The following is a 23861-nucleotide window of genomic DNA, read 5'->3' as shown; positions in this document are numbered from 1 at the left end:
GTATTGCTGCCGACGTTGACCGTCAAGGTCGCGGTGTCCACACCGCCCTTGCCATCGCTGACCGTGTAGCTGATGACGACCGGACCGGTCACGTTGGACGCCGGCGTGAAGTTCAAGGTGCCATCGGCATTGATGCTGACCGTCCCCTGCGCCGGATCGTTCAGCGTGGCGGCAGTGACGGTAAGGCTGTCGCCATCGACATCGCCGTCATTGGCCAGCACCGGAATATTGGTCAGCGGCGTATTGATCGGCGTGCTCGCGATGTCATCGCCCGCCACCGGCGCATCGTTGACCGCACCGACATTCACCGTGACCGTCACGGTCGAAGTACCACCCTGACCGTCGCTCACCGTGTAGCTGAAGCTCGCCGGCCCGTTGTAGTTGGCAGCGGGCGTGAACACCACATTGCCGCCCACCAGGCTCACGGTTCCATTGGTCGCATCCTGCACGCTGACGAGGGTCAGCGGGTTGCCGTCCACGTCGGTGTCGTTCGAGAGCAGCGTGCCGACGGGAATCGTCAGCGCCGTGTCCTCGGTCGCCGTCACCGTGTCGGGATTCGCCACCGGTGCGTCGTTGACCGGCGCGATGTCGAAGCTGATGGTGTTCGGCGTGGCATCGAAGGCGCCGGCCGAGTCCTGCACCGAGAAGGTGAAGCTCGCGTAGCCCGTGCCGTTGCCGTCGGCCCCCGGCACGAAGCTCAGGCGCCCGGCCGCGATGTCGGCCGCCGAGATCACCTGCCCCGCCGTCACCGCCACGCCATTGAGCAGCAGCGTGCCATTGGCCGGCAGCGTGTCGATGCGAACGTTCGCGAGCGTCTGGCCCGCATCGGCGTCGGTGAACGCGAAGCTCGAGGGGTCGAGGACGACCGGCGTGTCCTCGGTGCCGGCGACCGTGGCGTCGGCGCTGGTCGGCGGCGTGTTGGCGCCGACATTGACCGTCAGCGTGGCGGTCGCGGTGCCGCCCTTGCCGTCGCTCACCGTGTAGCTGATCACCACCGCGCCCGTCACGTTGGCCGCGGGCGTGAAGTTCAGCGTGCCGTCGGCATTGACCGTGACCGTTCCGCGTGCCGGATCGACCGTCGCGGCCGTCACCGTCAGCGGGTCGCCATCGACGTCGCTGTCGTTCGCCAGCACCGGGATGTTGGCCAGCGGCGTGTTGATGGGCGTGCTCGCCACGTCGTTGCCGGCCACCGGCGCGTCGTTGACCGAAGCGACATTGACCGTGACAGCGACCGTCGACGTGCCGCCCTTGCCGTCGCTCACCGTGTAGGTGAAGCTGGCCGGCCCGTTGTAGTTGGCGTTCGGCGTGAACACCACGTTGCCGCCGATCAGCGCCACCGAGCCATTGACTCCGTCCTGCACGCTGACGATGGCCAGCGTGTCGCCATCGACGTCGCTGTCGTTGCCCAGCAAGGTGGCCACCGGGATGCTCAGCGGCGTGTCCTCGGTCGCGGCAACGGCATCGGGCACGCCCACGGGCGCGTCGTTGACCGCGGCGATGTCGAAGCGGATCGTGTTCGGCGTCGCGTCGAAGGCGCCGGCCGAATCCTGCACCGAGAAAGTGAAGCTCGCATAGCCCGTGCCGTTGCCGTCGGCGCCCGGCACGAAGCTCAAACGCCCGGCCGCGATGTCGGCGGCGGAGATCAACTGGCCCGGCGCGACGGCCACGCCGTCGAGCAACAGCGTGCCGTTCGCGGGCAGCGTATCGATGCGCACGTTGGCGAGCGTCTGGCCCGCGTCGGCATCGGTGAAGGCGAAGTTGGCGGTGCCAAGGACGACCGGCGTGTCCTCGGTGCCCGAGATCGCGGCATCGGCGCTGGTGGGCGGCGTGTTCGCACCCACATTGACCGTCAGCGTGGCCGTGGCGGTGCCGCCCTTGCCGTCGCTCACCGTGTAGCTGATGACGACCGCGCCCGTGACATTGCTGGCGGGCGTGAAGTTCAGGCTGCCGTCGGCGTTGATCGACACCGTGCCCTGGGCCGGGTTGTTCAGCGTCGCGCTCGTGACGGTCAGCGAGTCGCCATCGACATCGCTGTCGTTCGCGAGCACCGGGATGTTCGCGAGCGGCGTGTTGATCGGCGTGCTCGCAATGTCGTTGCCGGCCACGGGCGCGTCGTTCACGGCGGCGACATTGACCGTCACGGTGACTGTCGAGCTGCCGCCTTGGCCATCGCTCACGGTATAGGTGAAGCTGGCCGGGCCGTTGTAGTTGGCCGCGGGCGTGAACACCACGTTGCCGCCCACCAGGCTCACCGTGCCGTTGGTCGCGTCCTGCACGCTCGTGATGGTCAACGGGTTGCCGTCCACATCGGTGTCGTTGGCCAGCAGCGTGCCGACCGGGATGCTCAGCGGCGTGTCCTCGAGCGCGCTGACCGTCTCGGGGTTCGCCACCGGCGCGTCGTTGACCGCCGCGATGTCGAAGCGGATGGTGTTCGGCGTCGCGTCGAAGGCACCGCCCGAATCCTGCACCGAGAAAGTGAAGCTCGCATAGCCCGTGCCGTTGCCATTGGCATCGGGCACGAAGCTAAGACGACCGGCCGCGATGTCGGCGACCGAGATCAGCTGGCCGGCCGTGACCGCCACGCCATTGAGCAGCAGCGTGCCATCGGTGGGCAGCGTGTCGATGCGCACATTGGCCAGGGTCTGGCCCGCATCCGTGTCGGTGAACGCGAAGTTGGCGGTGCCCAGCACGACCGGCGTGTCCTCGGTGCCTGCGACCGTCGCGTCGGCACTGGTCGGCGGCGTGTTGGCGCCGACGTTGACCGTCAGCGTGGCGGTGGCCGTGCCGCCGTTGCCGTCGCTGACGGTGTAGCGGATGACGACCGCGCCGCTGACGTTGACCGCGGGCGTGAAGTTCAGCGTGCCGTCGGCGTTGACCGTCACCGTGCCCTGCGCCGGGTTGTTCAGCGTCGCGCTCGTGACGGTCAGCGAATCGCCGTCGACATCGCTGTCGTTGGCCAGCACCGGAATGTTCGCCAGGGGCGTGTTGATCGGCGTGCTCGCCACGTCGTTGCCGGCCACCGGCGTATCGTTGACCGCGCCCACGTTGACCGTGACCGTCACGGTCGATGTGCCGCCCTTGCCGTCGCTCACCGTGTAGGTGAAGCTGGCCGGGCCGTTGTAGTTGGCGTTCGGGGTGAAGACCACGTTGCCGCCATCGAGCCGCACGCTGCCGTTGACGGCATCCTGCACGCTGACGATCGCGAGCGTGTCGCCATCGACGTCGCTGTCGTTAGCCAGCAGCGTGGCCACGGGGATCGACAGCGGCGTGTCCTCGGTCGCGCCGACGGTGTCGGCCGCGCCGGCCGGCGCATCGTTGACCGCCGCGATGTCGATGGTGAGGCGGTTCGGCGCGGTGTCGAAGGCGCCGCCCGAATCCTGCACCGAGAAGGTGAAGCTCGCGTAGCCCGTGCCGTTGCCGTTGGCGCCGGGCACGAAGCTCAATCGGCCGGCCGCGATGTCGGCCGCCGAGATCACCTGGCCGGCGGTGACCGCCACGCCGTCGAGCAGCAGCGTGCCGTCGGCCGGCAGCGTGTCGATGCGCACGTTGGCCAGGGTCTGGCCCGCGTCGGCATCGCTGAAGGCGAAGTTCGAAGGCCCCAGGACCAGCGGCGTGTCCTCGGTGCCGGCCACGGTGGCGTCGGTGCTGTCGGGCGGCGTGTTGGTGCCGACGTTCACCGTCAGCGTCGCGCTCGCGCTGCCGCCCTTGCCGTCGCTGACCGTGTAGGTGATCGAGATCGGTCCGCTGACGTTGGCGGCCGGCGTGAAGTTCAGCGTGCCGTCGGCATTGACGCTGACGCTGCCCAGGGCCGGGTCGACGCTGGCGCCGGTGACCGTGAGGATGTCGCCGTCCACGTCGCTGTCGTTCGCGAGCACCGGGATGTTCGCGAGCGGCACGTTGATCGGCGTGCTCGCGATGTCGTTGCCGGCCACGGGCGCATCGTTGACCGCGCCGACATTGACCGTGACGGTCACCGTCGAGCTGCCGCCCTTGCCGTCGCTGACCGTGTAGCTGAAGCTGGCCGGGCCGTTGTAGTTCGCCGCGGGCGTGAAGACCACGTTGCCGCCCAGCAGGCTCACGCTGCCGTTGACCGCATCCTGCACGCTGGTGATGGTCAGGGTGTCGCCATCGGCGTCGCTGTCGTTGCCCAGCAGCGTGGCCGCGGGGATCGTGAGCGGCGTGTCCTCGGTCGCGGCCACCGTGTCGGGGTTGGCCACCGGCGCGTCGTTGACCGCGGCGATGTCGAAGCGGATGGTGTTCGGCGCCGTGTCGAAGGCACCGGCCGAGTCCTGCACCGAGAACGTGAAGCTCGCATAGCCCGTGCCGTTGCCGTTGGCGCCGGGCACGAAGCTCAGGCGGCCCGCGGCGATGTCGGCGGCCGAGACGACCTGCCCCGCCGTCACCGCGACGCCGTTGAGCAGCAGCGTGCCGTCGGCCGGCAGCGTATCGATGCGCACCGCGGCCAGCGTCTGGCCGGCATCGGCGTCGGTGAAGGCGAAGTTCGCGCTCGTCAGGACGACGGGCGTGTCCTCGGTGCCCGCGATCGTCGCGTCGGCACTGGTCGGCGGCGTGTTGGCGCCGACATTCACGGTCAGCGTAGCGTTCGCCGTGCCACCGTTGCCGTCGCTCACGGTGTAGCTGATGACGACCGGGCCGCTGACGTTGGCCGCGGGCGTGAAGTTCAGCGTGCCGTCGGCATTGATGCTGACCGTGCCCTGCGCCGGATTGTTCAGCGTGGCGCTGGTGACCGTGAGGCTGTCGCCATCGACGTCGCTGTCGTTGGCCAGCACCGGGATGTTCGCGAGCGGCGTGTTGATCGGCGTGCTCGCGATGTCGTTGCCGGCCACCGGCGCATCGTTCACGGCACCAACGTTCACGGTGACGGTGACCGTCGAGCTGCCGCCCTGACCGTCGCTCACGGTGTAGGTGAAGCTCGCCGGGCCGTTGTAGTTGGCGTTCGGTGTGAACACCACGTTGCCGCCGACCAGGCTGACCGTGCCGTTGACCGCGCCCTGCACGCTCGTCATGCTAAGCGGGTTGCCGTCGACATCCGTGTCGTTGGCCAGCAGCGTGCCGACCGGGATGCTCAGCGGCGTGTCCTCGACGGCCGTCACCGTGTCGGGATTCGCCACCGGCGCGTCGTTGACCGCCGCGATGTCGAAGCTGATCGTGTTCGGCGCCGCGTCGAAGGCCCCGGCCGAGTCCTGCACCGAGAAGCTGAAGCTCGCGTAGCCCGTGCCATTGCCGTTCGCGCCGGGCACGAAGCTCAGCCGCCCCGCGGCGATGTCGGCCGCCGAGACCACCTGGCCGGCCGTGACCGCCACGCCGTTCAGCAGCAGCGTGCCGTCGGCCGGCAAGGTGTCGATGCGCACGGCTGCCAGGCTCTGGCCGGCATCGGCGTCGCTGAAGGCGAAGTTGGCCAGGGCCAGCACCACCGGCGTGTCCTCGGTGCCGGCGACCGTGGCATCGGCACTGGCCGGCGGCGTGTTGGCACCGACATTGACCGTGAGCGTCGCGGTGGCCGTGCCGCCCTTGCCGTCGCTCACCGTGTAGCTGATGACCACGGGGCCCGTCACGTTGCTTGCGGGCGTGAAGTTCAGCGTGCCGTCGACATTGACCTGGACCGTGCCCAGGGCCGGATCGACGCTGGCCGAGCTCACGGTGAGGATGTCGCCATCGACGTCGCTGTCGTTCGCCAGCACCGGGATGTTGGCCAGCGGCGTGTTGATCGGCGTGCTCGCCGTATCGTTGCCGGCCACGGGCGCGTCGTTGACGGCGCCCACGTCGAGCGTGACCGTGACGGTCGAGCTGCCGCCCTGGCCGTCGCTCACCGTATAAGTGAAGCTGGCCGGGCCGTTGTAGTTGGCATTCGGTGTGAACACCACGTTGCCGCCGACCAGGCTCACGGTGCCGTTGGTGGCGTCCTGCACGCTCACGATGGTCAGCGGATTGCCGTCGGCGTCCGTGTCGTTGTCCAGCAGCGTGCCGGCCGGAATCGTCAGCGGCGTGTCTTCCGTCGCATCGAGAGTGTCGGGGTTGGCCACCGGTGCGTCGTTGACCGCGGCGATGTCGAAGCGGATCGTGTTCGGCGTCGCATCGAAGGCGCCGCCCGAGTCCTGCACCGAGAACGTGAAGCTCGCATAGCCCGTGCCGTTGCCATTGGCGGCCGGCGCGAAGCTCAGGCGGCCGGCGGCGATGTCGGCGGCCGATATGACCTGGCCGGCCGTCACGGCCACGCCATTCAGGAGCAGCGTGCCATTGGCTGGCACGGTGTCGATGCGCACCGCGGCCAGGGTCTGGCCGGCATCGGCGTCGGTGAAGGCGAAGTTCGCGCTCGTCAGGACGACCGGCGTGTCCTCGGTGCCGACGATCGTCGCGTCGGCACTGGTCGGCGGCGTGTTGGCGCCGACATTGACGGTCAGCGTCGCATTGGCGGTGCCGCCGTTGCCGTCGCCGATCGTGTAGCTGATGACGACCGGGCCGCTGACATTGCTGGCGGGCGTGAAGTTCAGCGTGCCGTCGGCGTTGATGCTGACCGTGCCCTGCGCCGGGTTGTTCAGCGTGGCGCTGGTCACGGTGAGCGAGTCGCCATCGACATCGCTGTCGTTCGCCAGCACCGGGATGTTCGCCAGCGGCGTGTTGATCGGCGTGCTCGCGATGTCGTTGCCAGCCACCGGCGCGTCGTTGACCGCACCGACATTCACCGTGACCGTCACGGTCGAAGTACCACCCTGTCCATCGCTCACGGTGTACGTGAAGCTGGCCGGCCCGTTGTAGTTGGCCGCGGGCGTGAACACCACATTGCCGCCCACCAGGCTCACCGTGCCATTGGTCGCGTCCTGCACGCTGACGAGGGTCAGCGGGTTGCCGTCCACGTCGGTGTCGTTTGCGAGCAGAGTCCCCACCGGAATGCTCAGCGGCGTGTCCTCGACCGCCGTCACCGTATCGGGGTTCGCGACCGGCGCATCGTTGACCGCCGCGATGTCGAAGGTGATTCGATTGGGCGTGGTGTCGAAAGCGCCTGCCGAGTCCTGCACCGAGAACGTGAAGCTCGCGTAGCCCGTGCCATTGCCGTCGGCACCGGGCACGAAGCTCAGGCGACCCGCGGCGATATCCGCGGCCGAGATGACCTGCCCGACCGTGACCGCCACGCCATCGAGCAGCAGCGTGCCATTGGCCGGCAGCGTGTCGACGCGCACATTGGCGAAGCTCTGGCCCGCGTCGGCGTCGCTGAAGGCGAAGTTGCCCAGGCCCAGCACCACGGGCGTGTCCTCGGTGCCCGATACCGTCGCGTCGGCACTCTGCGGCGGCGTGTTGGCCGCCACGTTGACGGTGAGCGTGGCCGTGGCGGTGCCGCCGTTGCCGTCGCTGACCGTGTAGCGGATGACGACCGGGCCGGTCACGTTGCTGGCCGGCGTGAAGTTCAAGGTGCCGTCGGCATTGATCGACACCGTGCCCTGGGCCGGGTTGTCCAGCGTGGCGGTCGTGACCGTGAGGGAGTCGCCATCGACATCGCTGTCGTTGGCCAGCACCGGGATGTTCGCGAGCGGCACGTTGATCGGCGTGCTCGCGAGGTCGTTGCCGGCCACCGGCGCGTCGTTGACCGGCGTCACGGCGATGGTGAGGGTCGAGCTCGCGCTGGCGCTGCCGTCGCTCACGGTATAGCTCACGACCGGCACCGCGCCGTTGAAGTTCGCGGCCGGCGTGAAGCTGTAGGCGCCATTGGCGCCGACGGTGATCGTGCCGACGCCGTCGAGGGTTGCGGTCTGCCCCGGCGCATAGGCGGTGCCGCCCACGCTGAAGCCCGTGACCGCGAGCGCGTCGCCGTCGGCATCGCTGTCGTTGCCCAGCAGGTTGCCCGACACCGGCGTGTCCTCGGCGGTGCTGGCGCTGTCGGGGTTGGCCACCGGCGCGTCGTTGACGGCGCTGACGTTCAGCGTCAGCGTCGCCGTGGCGGTGCCGCCGTTGCCGTCGCTCACGGTGTAGCTCACGACCGGCACCGGGCCGTTGTAGTTGGCCGCCGGCGTGAAGCTGTAGCTGCCGTCGGCGTTCATCGTCAGGCTGCCCGCGCCCGAGATCGTCGCGGTCTGGCCCGGCAGGTAGACCGTGGTGTCGCCCGCGATGCGGAAGCCCGTGACCGCGAGGGTGTCGCCATCCACGTCGCTGTCGTTGGCCAGCACGTTGCCGCTGGCGGGCGTGTCCTCGGTCACGGTGGCGGTGTCGGCATTGGCCACCGGCGCGTCGTTGACCGCGGCGATGTCGAAGCGCAGCGTGTTCGGCGTGGCGTCGAAGGCGCCCGCGCTGTCCTGCACCGAGAAGCGCAGGCTCGCGTAGCCCGTACCGTTGCCGTTGACGCCGGGCACGAAGCTCAGGCGGCCCGCGGCGATGTCGGCGGCCGAGACGAGCTGGCCGGCCGTCACGGCCACGCCGTCGAGCAGCAGCGTGCCGTCGGCCGGCAGGGTGTCGATGCGCACCGCGGCCAGGGTCTGGCCCGCGTCGCCGTCGGTGAAGGGGAAGTTCGCCGTGCCCAGCACCACCGGCGTGTCCTCGGTGCCGGCGACCGTGGTGTCGGCGCTGGCCGGGGGCGTGTTGGCGCCCACGTTGACCGTCAGCGTCGCGGTGTCGGTGCCGCCGTTGCCGTCGCTCACGGTGTAGCGGATCGTGACCGCGCCGCTGACGTTGGCCGCGGGCGTGAAGTTCAAGCTGCCGTCGGCATTGATCGTCACCGTGCCCTGCGCCGGGTTGTCCAGCGTCGCGCTCGTGACCGTCAGCGCGTCGCCGTCGACATCGCCGTCGTTCGCGAGCACCGGGATGTTCGCCAGCGGCGTGTTGATCGGCGTGCTCGCGATGTCGTCGCCGGCCACCGGTGCGTCGTTGACCGGCGTCACGCCGATCGTCAAGGTCGATGTCGCGCTCGCGCTGCCGTCGCTCACGGTGTAGCTGACGACCGGCACCGGGCCGTTGTAGTTGGCCGCGGGCGTGAAGACATAGCTGCCGTCGGCGCGGATCAGCAGGCTGCCGATGCCCGCGAGCGTGGCGGTGTCGCCGGCGGCATAGGCGGTGGCGTCGCCCGCGATGCTGAAGCCGGTGACGGCGAGCGTGTTGCCGTCTGGATCGCTGTCGTTGCCCAGCAGGTTGCCGGTGGCCGGCGTGTCCTCGGCCACGGTGGCGGTGTCGGGGCGGGCCACCGGCGCATCGTTGACCGGCGCGACCGCGAGGGTCAGCGTGGCCGTCGCGGTCGCGCTGCCGTCGCTCACGGTGTAGGTCGCGACCGGCACCGGCCCGTTGTAGTCGGCCGCGGGCGTGAAGACATAGCCGCCGTCGGCCGCGATGGTCAGCGTGCCGATGCCCGTGAGCGTGGCGGTCTGGCCGGCCGTGTAGGTGCTGCCGCCGATCGCGAACTGGGTGACCGTGAGCGTGTCGCCATCCGCGTCGGTGTCGTTGCCCAGCACGTTGCCGGTGGCGACCGTGTCCTCGGGCGTGGTGATGGCATCGGGCGCCGCCACGGGCGCGTCGTTGACCGCGGCGATGTCGAAGCGGATCGTGTTCGGCGCGGCGTCGAAGGCGCCGCCCGAGTCCTGCACCGAGAAGGTGAAGCTCGCGTAGCCCGTGCCGTTGCCGTTGGCGCCGGGCACGAAGCTCAGGCGGCCCGCAGCGATGTCGGCGGCCGAGACGACCTGCCCCGCCGCCACCGCGACGCCGTTGAGCAGCAGCGTGCCGTCGGCCGGCAGCGTATCGATGCGCACCGCGGCCAGCGTCTGGCCGGCATCGGCGTCGGTGAAGGCGAAGTTCGCGCTCGTCAGGACGACCGGCGTGTCCTCGGTGCCGGCGATCGTCGCGTCGGCACTGGTCGGCGGCGTGTTGGCGCCGACATTGACCGTCAGCGTGGCCGTGGCCGTGCCACCGTTGCCGTCGCTCACGGTGTAGCTGATGACGACCGGGCCGCTGACGTTGGCCGCGGGCGTGAAGTTCAGCGTGCCGTCGGCGTTGATGCTGACCGTGCCCTGCGCCGGATTGTTCAGCGTGGCGCTGGTGACCGTGAGGCTGTCGCCATCGACGTCGCTGTCGTTCGCCAGCACCGGGATGTTCGCGAGCGGCGTGTTGATCGGCGTGCTCGCGATGTCGTTGCCAGCCACCGGCGCATCGTTCACGGCACCGACGTTCACGGTGACCGTGACCGTCGAGCTGCCGCCCTGACCGTCGCTCACGGTGTAGCTGAAGCTGGCCGGGCCGTTGTAGTTGGCGTTCGGCGTGAACACCACGTTGCCGCCGACCAGGCTCACCGTGCCGTTGGTGGCGTCCTGCACGCTCGTGAGGGTCAGCGGGTTGCCGTCGACGTCGGTGTCGTTGGCCAGCAGCGTGCCGACCGGAATGCTCAGCGGCGTGTCCTCGACGGCCGTCACCGTGTCGGGATTCGCCACCGGTGCGTCGTTGACCGCCGCGATGTCGAAGCTGATCCTGTTCGGCGTCGCGTCGAAGGCGCCGGCCGAGTCCTGCACCGAGAACGTGAAGCTCGCGTAGCCCGTGCCGTTGCCATCGGCGCCCGGCACGAAGCTCAGGCGACCCGCGGCGATATCCGCGGCCGAGATCACCTGGCCGGCCGTGACCGCCACGCCATCGAGCAACAGCGTGCCATTGGCCGGCAGCGTATCGATGCGCACATTGGCGAGCGTCTGGCCCGCATCGCCGTCGGTGAACGCGAAATTGGCGGTGCCCAGCACCACCGGCGTGTCTTCGGTGCCGGCCACCGTGGCATCGGCGCTCGTGGGCGGCGTGTTCGCGCCCACGTTCACGGTCAGGGTGGCGTTCGCCGTGCCGCCCTTGCCGTCGCTCACGGTGTAGCCGATGACGACCGCGCCCGTCACGTTGGCCGCCGGCGTGAAGTTCAGCGTGCCGTCGGGGTTGATCGAGACCGTGCCGCGCGCCGGATCCACCGTGGCGCTGGTGACGGTGAGCGGATCGCCGTCCACGTCGCTGTCGTTGGCCAGCACCGGGATGTTGGCCAGCGGCACGTTGATCGGCGTGCTCGCGACGTCGTTGCCGGCCACCGGCGCGTCGTTCACCGGCGTGACCGTGAGGCTCAGGGTCGCGGTGGCGCTGGCCGTGCCGTCGCTCAGCGTATAGGTGGCCTCGGGCACCGGGCCGTTGTAGTTGGGCGCGGGCGTGAAGAGCCAGCTGCCGTCGGCATTGATCGCCAGCGTGCCCACGCCCGCGATGCTCGCGCTCTCGCCGGCCAGATAGGTGGTGCCGCCGATGCCGAAGCCGGTGACGCTGAGCGCGTCGCCGTCGGGGTCGCTGTCGTTGGCCAGCACGTTGCCGCTGGCGCTGCCGTCCTCGGCCAGCGTGCCGGTGTCGGCATTGCCCACCGGCGCATCGTTGACCGCCGAGACGACGATCGACAGCGTCGAGCTCGAGACCAGGCTGCCGTCGCTCACGAGGTAGCTCGCGGTCGGCACCGGGCCGTTGTAGTTGGCCGCCGGCGTGAAGCGCCAGCTGCCGTCGGCATTGATCACCAGCGCGCCGACGCCGGTCAGCGTGGCCGTGTCGCCCGCGGTGTAGGTGGTGCCGTCGATGGTGTATTCGGTCACCACCAGCGGCGTGCCCTCCACGTCGCTGTCGTTGGCCAGCACGTTGCCGGTGGCCACCGTGTCCTCGGGCACGGTCACGCTGTCGGGATTGGCGATCGGCGCGTCGTTGACGGCCGCGACATTGACCGTGACGGTCACGGTCGAGCTGCCGCCCTGCCCGTCGCTCACGGTGTAGCTGAAGCTCGCCGGGCCGTTGTAGTTGGCGTTCGGCGTGAACACCACGTTGCCGCCGACCAGGCTCACCGTGCCGTTGGTGGCGTCCTGCACGCTGGTGATGGTCAGCGGGTTGCCGTCGACGTCGGTGTCGTTCGCGAGCAGCGTGGCCACGGGAATCGTCAGCGGCGTGTCCTCGGTCGCGGCCACCGTGTCGGGGTTGCCCACGGGCGCGTCGTTGACCGCCGCGATGTCGAAGCGGATGGTGTTCGGCGTCGCGTCGAAGGCGCCGGCCGAATCCTGCACCGAGAAGCTAAAGCTCGCGTAGTCAGCGCCGTTGCCGTTGGCACCGGGCACGAAGCTCAGGCGACCCGCGGCGATGTCGGCGGCCGAGATCAACTGCCCGGCCGTCACGGCCACGCCGTTGAGCAGCAGCGTGCCATTGGCCGGCAAGGTGTCGATGCGCACGTTGGCCAGGGTCTGGCCCGCGTCGCTGTCGGTGAACGCGAAGTTGGCCGTGGCCAGCACGACCGGCGTGTCCTCGGTGCCGGCGATCGTGGCATCGGCGCTGGTCGGCGGCGTGTTGGCCCCCACGTTGACCGTGAGCGTCGCGGTGTCGGTGCCACCCTTGCCGTCGCTGACCGTGTAGGTGATGACCACCGGGCCGCTCAGGTTGCTGGCCGGCGTGAAATTCAGCGTGCCGTCGCCGTTGACGCTGACCGTGCCCTGCGCGGGATCGTTCAGCGTGGCGCCGGTGACCGTGAGGCTGTCGCCGTCCACGTCGCTGTCGTTCGCCAGCACCGGGATGTTGGCCAGCGGCGTGTTGATCGGCGTGCTCGCCACGTCGTTCGCGGCATCGGGCGCGTCGTTGACGGCCGCGACATTGACCGTGACGGTCACGGTCGAAGTGCCGCCGTTGCCGTCGCTCGCCGTGTAGGTGAAGCTGGCCGGGCCGTTGTAGTTGGCGTTCGGCGTGAACACCACGTTGCCGCCCACCAGGCTCACCGTGCCGTTGACGGCACCCTGCACGCTGGTGATGGTCAGCGTGTCGCCGTCGGCATCGGTGTCGTTGCCCAGCAGGGTCGCGGCCGGGATCGTCAGCGGCGTGTCCTCGGTCGCGCTCACGGTGTCGGGGTTGGCCACCGGCGCGTCGTTGTCGGGCGTGACGTCGAAGCGGAAGGTATTGGGCACCGGGTCGGTGTTCTGGCCGCCGTTGGCCGTGCCGCCGTCGTCCACCACCTGGAAGCCGAAGGCGCCGATGCCGCTGCCGTTCACGTTGGCGGCGGGGGTGAAGCGCAGCTGGCCCAGGCTGCCGGCCGGGATCACCTGGCCCTCGGTCACGGCCACGCCGTTGAGCGTGAGCACGCCCTCGGCGGCCGGCGGCAAGGTGGTGACGACCACCGCCTGCAGGCCGTTGGCCGGGCTGTCGGCGGCGTCGGTGAACGGGAAGTCGGCCACCGAGAAGGTGTAGCTGCCGTCCTCGCCGAGGGTGACCGTGCGGTCGACGCCCGAGGGCGCGTCGTTGACCGGCGCGATCGCGATCACCGCCGTGTCGGTGTCGGTGCGCGGACCGCCGGCGCCGGTGTTGCCGAGGTCGCTGGTGGTCATGGTCAGCACCACGTTGCCGTCGGCATTGGCCACCGGCCGGTAGTCGGGCCGCGCCGCGCCGGCCAGGTAGGCGTTGATGCTCGCGATCGAGCCCTCGAGCACCAGCTCGCCGGTGCCGCTGCCGGTCACGGTCACGCCGCCGCCCGAGGCGGCCGTCAGGGTGCCGCTGGGCACGCTCAGGGTGACGCGCACCGGCGCGCCGCCGGCATCCACGTCCGAGACCTGCAGGCCGGTCAGGCCCACGGGCGTGTCCTCGCTGGTGTTCCAGCCCGCGGGCAGCGTGTTGACCGGCGCGTCGTTGACGGCCCCGACGGTCAGCGTCAGGGTGGCGCTCACGCTGGCCGTGCCGTCGCTGACCGTGTAGCTCGCCACCGGCACGTTGCCGTTGAAGTTGGCGGCCGGCGTGAAGCTGTAGCTGCCGTCGGCCGCGATGGTCAGCGTGCCGACGCCCGCGAGGGTGGCGGTCTGGCCGGCCGCGTAGCTGCTGCCGTCGACGCTGAAGCCGGTGACGACCAGCGTGTCGCCGTCGACGTCGGTGTCGTTGGCCAGTACGTTGCCCGCGAGCGGCGTGTCCTCGGCCGTGCTGCCGGTGTCGGCGGCCGGCACGGGCGCGTCGTTGACCGCGGTGACGACGATGGTCAGCGTCGAGCTGTCGCCGCTCGAGCCGTCGGTCAGGGTGTAGCCGACGACCGGCACCGGGCCGTTGAAGTTGGCGGCCGGCGTGAAGGTGTAGCTGCCATCGGCGGCGATGGTCAGCGTGCCGACACCCGCGATGGTGGCGGTGTCGCCCGCGGCATAGCTGGCCGCGCCGATCGCGAAGCCGGTGACCGTGACCGGGCCGTCGACGCTGCTGGTGCCCACGAGCACCGAGCCGGAGACCGGCGTGTCCTCGGGCGTGGTCACGCTCTCGTCGGCGTCCGAGAAGGCGTCGTCCACCGGATCGACCACGATGGTCAGCGTCGAGCTGTCGTTGCTCGAGCCGTCGGTCAGGGTGTAGGTGACGACCGGCACCGCTCCGTTGTAGTTGGGCGCCGGCGTGAAGGTGTAGCTGCCGTTGGCGGCAATGGTCAGCGTGCCGACGCCCGCGAGGGTGGCGGTGTCGCCCGGGGCGTAGCTGGTGCTGCCGATGGTGAAGCCGGTGACCGTGACCGGGCCGTCGACGCTGCTGGTGCCCGTGAGCACCGAGCCCGTGAGCACCGAGTCCTCGTTGACGCGCACGTTCTCGTCGGCGTCGGTGAAGGCGTCGTCGACCGGCGTCACCGCGATGGTGAGCGTCGAGCTGGCGGTGGCGCTGCCGTCGCTCACCGTGTAGGTGGCCACGGGCACCGGGCCGTTGTAGTCGGGCGCCGGCGTGAAGGTGTAGGCACCGTCGGCGGCGATGGTCAGCGTGCCGACGCCGGCGAGGGTGGCGGTCTGGCCGGCCGTGTAGGTGCTGCCGCCGACCACGAACTGCGTCACCGAGAGCGGGTTGCCGTCGACGTCGCTGTCGTTGCCCAGCACGTTGCCGGTGGCGGTCGTGTCCTCGGCGATGGTGATGCTGTCGGGATTCGCCACCGGCGCGTCGTTGACCGCCGCGATGTCGAAGCTGATGGTGTTCGGCGTGGTGTCGAAGGCGCCGGCGCTGTCCTGCACCGAGAAGGTGAAGCTCGCATAGCCGGCGCCGTTGCCGTTGGCGCCCGGCACGAAGCTCAGGGCGCCGCTGGCGATGTCGGCGGCCGAGACCAGCTGGCCGGCCGTGACCGCCACGCCGTTGAGCAGCAGCGTGCCGTTGGCCGGCAGGCTGTCGATGCGCACGTTCGCGAGCCGCTGGCCGGCATCGGCATCGGTGAACGGGAAGTCGGCCGTGGTCAGGGTCAGCGGCGTGTCCTCGGTGCCATCGACCGTGACGTTCGCGCTCTGCGGCGGCGTGTTGGCGCCGACGTTGATCGTCAGCGTCGCGCTGGCGGTGCCGCCGTTGCCGTCGCTCACCGTGTAGTTCACCAGCACCGCGCCCGTCACGTCGGTGGCGGGCGTGAAGCTCAGCGTGCCGTTCGGGTTGACCGTGACCGTGCCCTGCGCCGGGTTCGCGAGCGTGGCACTGGTGACCGTGAGCGCATCGCCGTCCACGTCGCTGTCGTTGGCCAGCACCGGGATGCTGGCCAGCGGCGTGTTGATCGGCGTGCTCGCCACGTCGTTGCCCGCGGTGGGCGCGTCGTTGACGGCCGCGACATTGACCGTGACGGTCGCGGTCGAGCTGCCGCCATTGCCGTCGCTCACGGTGTAGGTGAAGCTCGCGGTGCCGTTGAAGTTGGCCGCGGGCGTGAACACCACGTTGCCGCCGACCAGGCTCACCGTGCCGTTGACCGCGCCCTGCACGCTCGTGATCGTCAGGGTGTTGCCGTCGACGTCGGTGTCGTTGCCCAGCAGCGTGGCCGCGGGAATGGTCAGCGGCGTGTCCTCGGTGGCCGCGACCGTGTCGTTGCCGGCCACGGGCGCGTCGTTGACCGCGGTGACGCTGATGGTCAGCGTCGAGCTGTCGGTGCTGGTGCCGTCGCTCACGGTGTAGCCGACGACCGGCACCGGGCCGTTGTAGTTGGGTGCCGGCGTGAAGGTGTAGCTGCCGTCGGCGCCGATGGTCAGCGTGCCGACGCCGGCGATGGTGGCGGTGTCGCCCGCCGCATAGCTGGTCGCGCCGATCGTGAAGCCCGTGACCGCGACCGGGCCGTCGACACTGCTGGTGCCCGTGAGCACCGAGCCCGACAGCGGCGTGTCCTCGTTGGTCGAGACGCTCTCGCTCGCGTCGCTGAAGCCGTCGGCCACCGGCGTGACCTGCAGCGTGAGCGTCGCGGTCGAGGTGGCGGTGCCGTCGGTCACGGCATAGGTGGCGACCGGCACCGGGCCGTTGTAGTTGGCCACCGGCACGAAGGCGTAGCCGCCATCGGCGTCGATCCGCAGCGTGCCGACGCCCGCGATCACCGCGGTCTGGCCGGCGCCGTAGCTCACGCCCCCGATGCTGAACTGGGTCACCCGCAGCGTGTCGCCGTCGACGTCGCTGTCGTTGGCCAGCACGTTGCCGCTGGCGCTGCTGTCCTCGTCGAGGGTGGCGGTGTCGGCAGTGGCCACCGGCGCGTCGTTGACCGCGGCGACGTTGACCGTCACGGTGGCGGTGGAGCTGCCGCCGTTGCTGTCGCTGACCGTGTAGCTGAAGCTCGCGGTGCCGTTGAAGTTGGCCGCGGGCGTGAACACCACGTTGCCGCCCACCAGGCTCACCGTGCCGTTGACCGCGCCCTGCACGCTGGTGATGGTCAGCGTGTCGCCATCGACATCGGTGTCGTTGCCCAGCAGCGTGGCCGCGGGAATGGTCAGCGGCGTGTCCTCGGTGGCCGAGACCGTGTCGCTGCCGGCCACGGGTGCGTCGTTGACCGCGGTGACGGCGATGGTCAGCGTCGAGCTGTCGCTGCTCGAGCCGTCGGTCATCGTGTAGGTCACCACGGGCACGGGCCCGTTGAAGTTGGCGGCCGGCGTGAAGGTGTAGCTGCCGTCGGCATCGATGAACAGCGAACCGACGCCCGGAATGGCCGCGGTCTGGCCGGGCGTGAAGCTGCCGGCGATGCCCGCGATGCTGAAGCCGGTGACCGTGACCGGCCCGTCGACGCTGGTGGTACCCGTGAGCACCGAGCCCGACAGCGGCGTGTCCTCGTTGGTCGAGACGTTCTCGCTGGCGTCGCTGAAGGCATCGTCGACCGGCGTGATCTGCAGCGTGAGGGTCGAGTTCGCGCTCGCGGTGCCGTCGCTCACCGTGTAGCCGACCACCGGCACCGGGCCGTTGTAGTTGGGCGCCGGCACGAAGCTGTAGCTGCCGTTGACCGCCACCGTCAGGCTGCCCACGCCCGCCAGCGTGGCGGTCTGGCCCGGCGCGTAGCTGGTGCCGCCGAAGCTGAACTGCGTGACCGTCAGCGTGTCGTTGTCGGCATCGAAGTCGTTGCCCAGCAGGTTGCCGGTGGCGGTCGTGTCCTCGTCGAAGGTGGCGGTGTCGGGGTTGGCCACCGGCGCGTCGTTGACCGGCGCGATGTTCACCGTGAGGGTGTTCGGCGCGGCATCGAAGGCGCCGGCCGAGTCCTGCACCGAGAACGTGAAGCTCGCATAGGCCGTGCCGTTGCCGTCGGCGCCCGGCACGAAGCTCAGGCGCCCGGCCTCGATGTCGGCGACCGTGATCACCTGGCCCGCGCTCACGGCGCTGCCGTTGAGCAGCAGCGTGCCGTTGGCCGGCAGCGTGTCGATGCGCACGTTGGCCAGGGTCTGGCCGGCGTCGCTGTCGGTGAACGCGAAATTGGCGCGCGTGAGCACCAGCGGCGTGTCCTCGGTGCCCGAGACGGTGGCATCGGCGCTGGCCGGCGGCGTGTTGGCGCCGACGTTGACCGTCAGCGTGGCAGTGGCGGTGCCGCCCTTGCCGTCGCTGACGGTGTAGCCGATCGCCACCGCGCCGCTCACGTTGTTCGCGGGCGTGAAGTTCAGCGTGCCGTCGGCGTTGATGCTCACGCTGCCCAGCGCCGGATTCACCGTCGCGCTGGTGACCGTGAGCGGGTCGCCGTCCACGTCGGCGTCGTTCGCGAGCACCGGGATGTTGGTCAGCGGCGTGTTGATCGGCGTGCTCGCCACGTCGTTGCCCGCGGTCGGCGCGTCGTTGACCGCGGTGACGTTGAAGCTGAAGGTGTTCGACGTCGGGTCGGTGTCCTGGCCGCCGCCGGCCGTGCCGCCGTCGTCCACCACCTGGAAGCCGAAGCTGCCGATGCCCGTGCCGTTGACGTTGGCCGCGGGCGTGAACCGGAGCTGGCCCAGGCTGCCCACGGGGATGCGCTGCCCGGCCGTGACGGCCACGCCGTCGAGCGTGAGCACGCCTTCGGCGGCCGGCGGCAGCGTGGTGATGACGACCGCCTGCAGCGCATTGGCGGGCGTGTCGCCGGCGTCGGTGATCGGGAAGTCGGCCGCCGAGAAGGTGTAGCTGCCGTCCTCGGCCAGCGTCACGGTGCGGTCGCTGCCCGAGGGCGCGTCGTTGATCGAGCCGATGGCGATGGTGGCCGTGTCGGTGTCGGTGCGCGGACCGCCGGCGCCGGTGCTGCCGAGGTCGCTGGTGGTCATGGTCAGCACCACGTTGCCGCTGGCGTCGGGCACGGGCTGGTAGGTGGGCCGCGAGGCGCCGGCCAGGTAGGCGTTGATGCTCGCGAGCGAGCCCTCGAGCACCAGCGTGCCGGTGCCGCTGCCGGTCACCGTCACGCCGCCGGCCGAGTTGCCCGTGAGCGTGCCCGCGGGCACGGAGAGCGTCACGCGCATCGCGCCGTTGCCGGCATCGACGTCGGAGATCTGCAGGCCCGTGAGCGGCAGCGGCGTGTCCTCGCCGGTGCTCCAGCTGGCTGGCAGCGTGTTGACGGGCGCGTCGTTGACCGCGGTGAGCGCGAGCGAGAGCGAGCCGCTGGCGCTGGTCGTGCCGTCGCTCACGGTGTAGGTGGCGACGGGCACCGCGCCGTTGTAGTTGGGCGCGGGCGTGAAGGTGTAGCTGCCGTCGGCTGCGATGGTCAGCGTGCCCACGCCGTCGATGCTGGCGAGCTGGCCCGCGGCATAGGTGCTGCCGCCGAAGCTGAACTGCGTGACGGTCAGCGTGTCGCCGTCGAGGTCGGTGTCGTTGGCCAGCACGTTGCCGGTGGCGGGCACGTCCTCGGCCGTGGTGTTGCTGTCGTCGGTGGCGACCGGCGCGTCGTTCACGGCCGTGACGGTGATCGCCAGCGTCGAGGTGTCGCCGCTGGAGCCGTCGGTCATCGTGTAGGTGACCAGCGGCACCGGGCCGTTGTAGTTGGCGGCCGGCGTGAAGGTGTAGCTGCCGTTGGCGTTGATCACCAGCGTGCCAATGCCCGCGAGGGTCGCGGTCTGGCCCGCGGCGAAGCTGCCGGTGACGCCCGCGATGCTGAAGCCGGTGACCGTGACGGGGCCGTCGACGCTGGTCGTGCCCGTGAGCACCGAACCGGTCAGCGTCGTGTCCTCGTTGGTGCTGACGGTTTCGTCGGCGTCGGTGAAGGGATCGTCGACCGGGGTGACCGAGATCGTGAGCGTCGAGGTGTCGCCGCTCGAGCCATCGGTCATCGTGTAGGTGACGACCGGGACCGGGCCGTTGTAGTTCGCGGCCGGCGTGAAGGTGTAGCTGCCGTTGGCGTTGATCACCAGCGTGCCGACGCCCGCGATGTTCGCCGTCTGGCCGGCCGTGAAGCTGCCCGCGATGCCGTCGATGCTGAAGCCGGTGACGGTGACCGGGCCGTCGACGCTGGAGGTCCCGGTGAGGACCGAACCGGTCAGCACCGTGTCCTCGTTGGTGCTGACGTTCTCGTCGGCATCGGTGAACGGGTCGTCCACGGGCGTGACCGAGATCGTGAGCGTCGAGGTATCGCCGCTCGAGCCATCGGTCATCGTGTAGGTGACGACGGGCACCGGGCCGTTGTAGTTCGCGGCCGGCGTGAAGGTGTACGAGCCGTTGGCGTTGATCACCAGCGTGCCGACGCCGGCGATGTTCGCGGTCTGCCCGGCCGTGAAACTGCCGGCGATGCCAGCGACGCTGAAACTGGTGACCGTGACCGGGCCATCGACGCTGGAGGTGCCCGTGAGCACCGAGCCCGTGAGCACGGTGTCCTCGTTGGTGCTGACGGTTTCGTCGGCATCGGTGAACGGATCGTCGACCGGATTGACCGTGATCGTGAGCGTCGAGGTGTCGCCGCTTGACCCGTCGGTCATGCTGTAGCTGACCACCGGCACCGGGCCGTTGTAGTTGGGCGCCGGCGTGAAGGTGTAGCTGCCGTTGGCGTTGATCACCAGCGTGCCGACGCCGGCGATGTTCGCGGTCTGCCCCGCGAGATAGGTCGTCGCGTTGCCCGCGAGCGTGAAGCTCGTGACCGTGACCGGGCCGTCGACGCTGGTGGTGCCGGTCAGCACCGAGCCGGTCAGCGTCGTGTCCTCGTTCACGCTGACGTTCTCGTCGGCGTCGGTGAACGGATCGTCGACCGGATTGACCGTGATCGTGAGCGTCGAGGTGTCGCCGCTCGAGCCGTCGGTCATCGTGTAGGTGACGACGGGCACCGGGCCGTTGTAGTTCGCGGCCGGCGTGAAGGTGTACGAGCCGTTGGCGTTGATCACCAGCGTGCCGACGCCTGCGATGGTCGCGGTCTGCCCTGCCGTGAAGCTGCCGGCGATGCCCGCGACGCTGAAACCGGTGACCGTGACGGGGCCGTCCACGCTGGTCGTGCCCGTGAGCACGGAACCGGTCAGCGTCGTGTCCTCGTTGGTGCTGACGGTCTCGTTGTCGTCGGTGAACGGGTCATCGACAGGGGTGACGGAGATCGTGAGCGTCGAGGTGTCGCCGCTCGAGCCGTCGGTCATCGTGTAGGTGACGACGGGGACCGGGCCGTTGTAGTTCGCGGCCGGGGTGAAGGTGTACGAGCCGTTGGCGTTGATCACCAGCGTGCCGATGCCCGCGATGTTCGCGGTCTGCCCTGCCGTGAAGCTGCCGGCGATGCCCGCAACGCTGAAGCCGGTGACCGAGACGGGGCCGTCGACGCTGGTCGTGCCCGTGAGCACGGAACCGGTCAGCACCGTGTCCTCGTTGGTGCTGACGGTCTCGTTGTCGTCGGTGAACGGGTCGTCGACCGGGGTGACGGAGATGGTGAGCGTCGAGGTGTCGCCGCTCGAGCCGTCGGTCATCGTGTAGGTGACGACGGGGACCGGGCCGTTGTAGTTGGCGGCCGGGGTGAAGGTGTAGCTACCGTTGGCGTTGATGACCAGCGTGCCGATGCCCGCGATGTTCGCGGTCTGGCCCGCGGTGAAGCTGCCGGCGATGCCCGCGACGCTGAAGCCGGTGACCGTGACCGGCCCGTCGACGCTGGAGGTTCCGGTGAGGACCGAACCGGTCAGCACCGTGTCCTCGTTGGTGCTGACGTTCTCGTCGGCATCGGTGAACGGGTCATCGACCGGAGTGACAGAAATGGTGAGCGTCGAGGTGTCGCCGCTCGAACCATCGGTCATCGTGTAGGTGACGACGGGCACCGGTCCGTTGTAGTTCGCGGCCGGCGTGAAGGTGTACGCGCCATTGGCATTGATCACCAGCGTGCCGATACCGGCGATGTTCGCGGTCTGGCCGGCCGTGAAGCTGCCGGCGATGCCCGCGATGCTGAAGCCCGTGACCGTGACCGGGCCATCGACGCTGGAGGTTCCGGTGAGGACCGAACCGGTCAGCACCGTGTCCTCGTTGGTGCTGACGGTCTCGTCGGCATCGGTGAACGGATCGTCGACCGGGTTGACCGTGATCGTGAGCGTCGAGGTATCGCCGCTCGAGCCGTCGGTCATCGTGTAGGTGACGACGGGCACCGGCCCGTTGTAGTTGGGCGCCGGCGTGAAGGTGTAGCTGCCGTTGGCGTTGATCGTCAGCGTGCCCACGCCCGCGATGTTGGCGGTCTGGCCCGCGCTGTAGGCGGTGGCATCGCCGGCGATGCTGAAGCCGGTCACGGTCACCGGGCCGTCGACGCTGGTGGTGCCGGTCAGCACGGAGCCGGTCAGCGTCGTGTCCTCGTTCACGCTGACGTTCTCGCTGGCGTCGGTGAACGGATCGTCGACCGGCGTCACGTTCAGCGTCAGCGTGGCGGTGGCGCTCGCGCTGCCGTCGCTCACGGTGTAGGTCGCCACCGGCACCGGGCCGTTGTAGTTGGCGGCCGGCGAGAAGGTGTAGGCGCCGTTGGCCGCGATGGTCAGCGTGCCCACGCCCGCGAGGGTGGCGGTCTGGCCGGCCGTGTAGGTGGTGCCGTTGACCACGAACTGGGTCACGCTCAGCGTGTCGCCGTCCACGTCGCTGTCGTTGGTCAGCACGTTGCCGGTGGCGGTCGTGTCCTCGGCGATGGTGTTGCTGTCGGCATTCGCCTGCGGCGCGTCATTGACCGCGGCGATGTTGAAGGTGATGGTGTTCGGCGTGGTGTCGAAGGCGCCCGCGCTGTCCTGCACCGAGAAGTTGAAGCTCGCGTAGGTCGCGCCGTTGCCGTTGGCGGCTGGCACGAAGCTCAGCGCACCGCTCGCGATGTCGGCCACGCTGATCACCTGGCCCGCGGTCACCGGCACGCCGTTGAGCCGCAGGCTGCCGTTGGCCGGCAACGTGTCGATGCGCACGGCCGCGAGGCTCTGGCCGGGCATCGGCGTCGCTGAAGAAGAAGTTCGACTGCGCCAGCGTGACCGTGGTGTCCTCGGTGCCCGCGACCACGGCATTGGCGCTGTTCGGCGGCGTGTTCGAGCCGACGTTCACCGTGAGCGTCGCGCTGGCGGTGCCGCCGTTGCCGTCGCTCACGGTGTAGTTGATGACCACCGTGCCCGTCACGTTGCTGGCGGGCGTGAAGTTCAGCGTGCCGTTCGGATTGACCGTGACCGTGCCCTGCGCCGGGTTCGCGAGCGTGGCACTGGTGACCGTGAGCGCATCGCCGTCGACGTCGGTGTCGTTCGCGAGCACCGGGATGTTGGCCAGCGGCGTGTTGATCGGCGTGCTCGCCACGTCGTTCGTGGCCACCGGCGCGTCGTTGACGGCCGCGACATTGACCGTGACGGTCGCGGTCGAGCTGCCGCCGTTGCCGTCGCTCACCGTGTAGGTGAAGCTCGCGGCGCCGTTGAAGTTGGCAGCGGGCGTGAACACGACATTGCCGCCGACCAGGCTCACCGTGCCGTTGACCGCGCCCTGCACGCTGGTGATGGTCAGCGTGTCGCCATCGGCATCGGTGTCGTTGCCCAGCAGCGTGGCCGCGGGGATGGTCAACGGCGTGTCCTCGGTCGCGGCGAGCGTGTCGTTGCTCGCGACCGGCGTGTCGTTGACGGCCGTGATGTTGAAGCTGAAGGTATTCGGTGTCGGGTCGATGTTCAGGCCGCCGTTGGCGGTGCTGCCGCTGTCGACCACCTGGAAGGTGAAGCTGCCGAGCCCGTTGCCGTTGATGTTGGCCGCCGGCGTGAAGGTCAGCAGGCCGAGGCTACCCACCGGGATGCTCTGCCCTGCCGTGACCGCCACGCCATTGAGGCGCAGCACGCCCTGCGAAGCCGGCGGCAGCGTGGTGATGATCACCGACTGCAAAGTGTTGGGCGGACTGTCGTTGGCGTCGGTGATCGGGAAGTCGGCGGCCGAGAAGGTGTAGGTACCGTCCTCGTTGAGCGTGACCGTGCGATCGGCGCCCGAGGGCGCGTCGGCCACCGAATTGATCGTGATGGTGGCGGTGTCGATGTCGGTCAGCGCGCCGCCCGAGCCAGTGTTGCCCAGGTCGCTCGTGGTCATGGTCAGCGTGACGCTGCCGCTGGCATTGGCCACGGGCACGTAGTTGGGCCGCGAAGCGCTTGCGAGGTAGGCGTTGATGGCGGCCTGCGAGCCCTCGAGCACCAGCGTGCCCGATCCGCTGCCGGTGACCGTGACGCCCGAACCGGCCGTCGCGGTCAGCGCGCCGGTGGGCACGCTGAGCGTCACGCGAACATTGCCCG

General features: G+C 69.9%; 1 protein-coding gene and 1 pseudogene. Both read right to left on the bottom strand.

The window, feature by feature from the left end; translation table 11 throughout:
* Positions 1 to 53: 53 nt before the first annotated feature.
* A pseudogene (locus ACHMXE_RS11465) lies at positions 54 to 22358 on the bottom strand (Ig-like domain-containing protein); the annotation flags it as partial.
* Positions 22288 to 23661, bottom strand: coding sequence for an Ig-like domain-containing protein (locus ACHMXE_RS11460; protein ID WP_395347357.1), 1374 nt, complete (start codon positions 23659 to 23661; stop codon positions 22288 to 22290). The gene ACHMXE_RS11460 and the pseudogene ACHMXE_RS11465, both read right to left, overlap by 71 nt.
* Positions 23662 to 23861 lie beyond the last annotated feature (200 nt).

This window comes from Variovorax sp. UC122_21 (assembly GCF_044056785.1).
Taxonomy (GTDB): Bacteria; Pseudomonadota; Gammaproteobacteria; order Burkholderiales; family Burkholderiaceae_C; genus Variovorax.
The sequence above is the reverse complement of the archived record's forward strand: the minus strand, read 5'-3'. Positions and strand labels throughout refer to the sequence as shown.

Excerpts from the sequence above, each read along its gene's own strand:
- ACHMXE_RS11460 (WP_395347357.1), bottom strand. The coding sequence starts at position 23,661 with ATGACCACGAGCGACCTGGGCAACACTGGCTCGGGCGGCGCGCTGACC.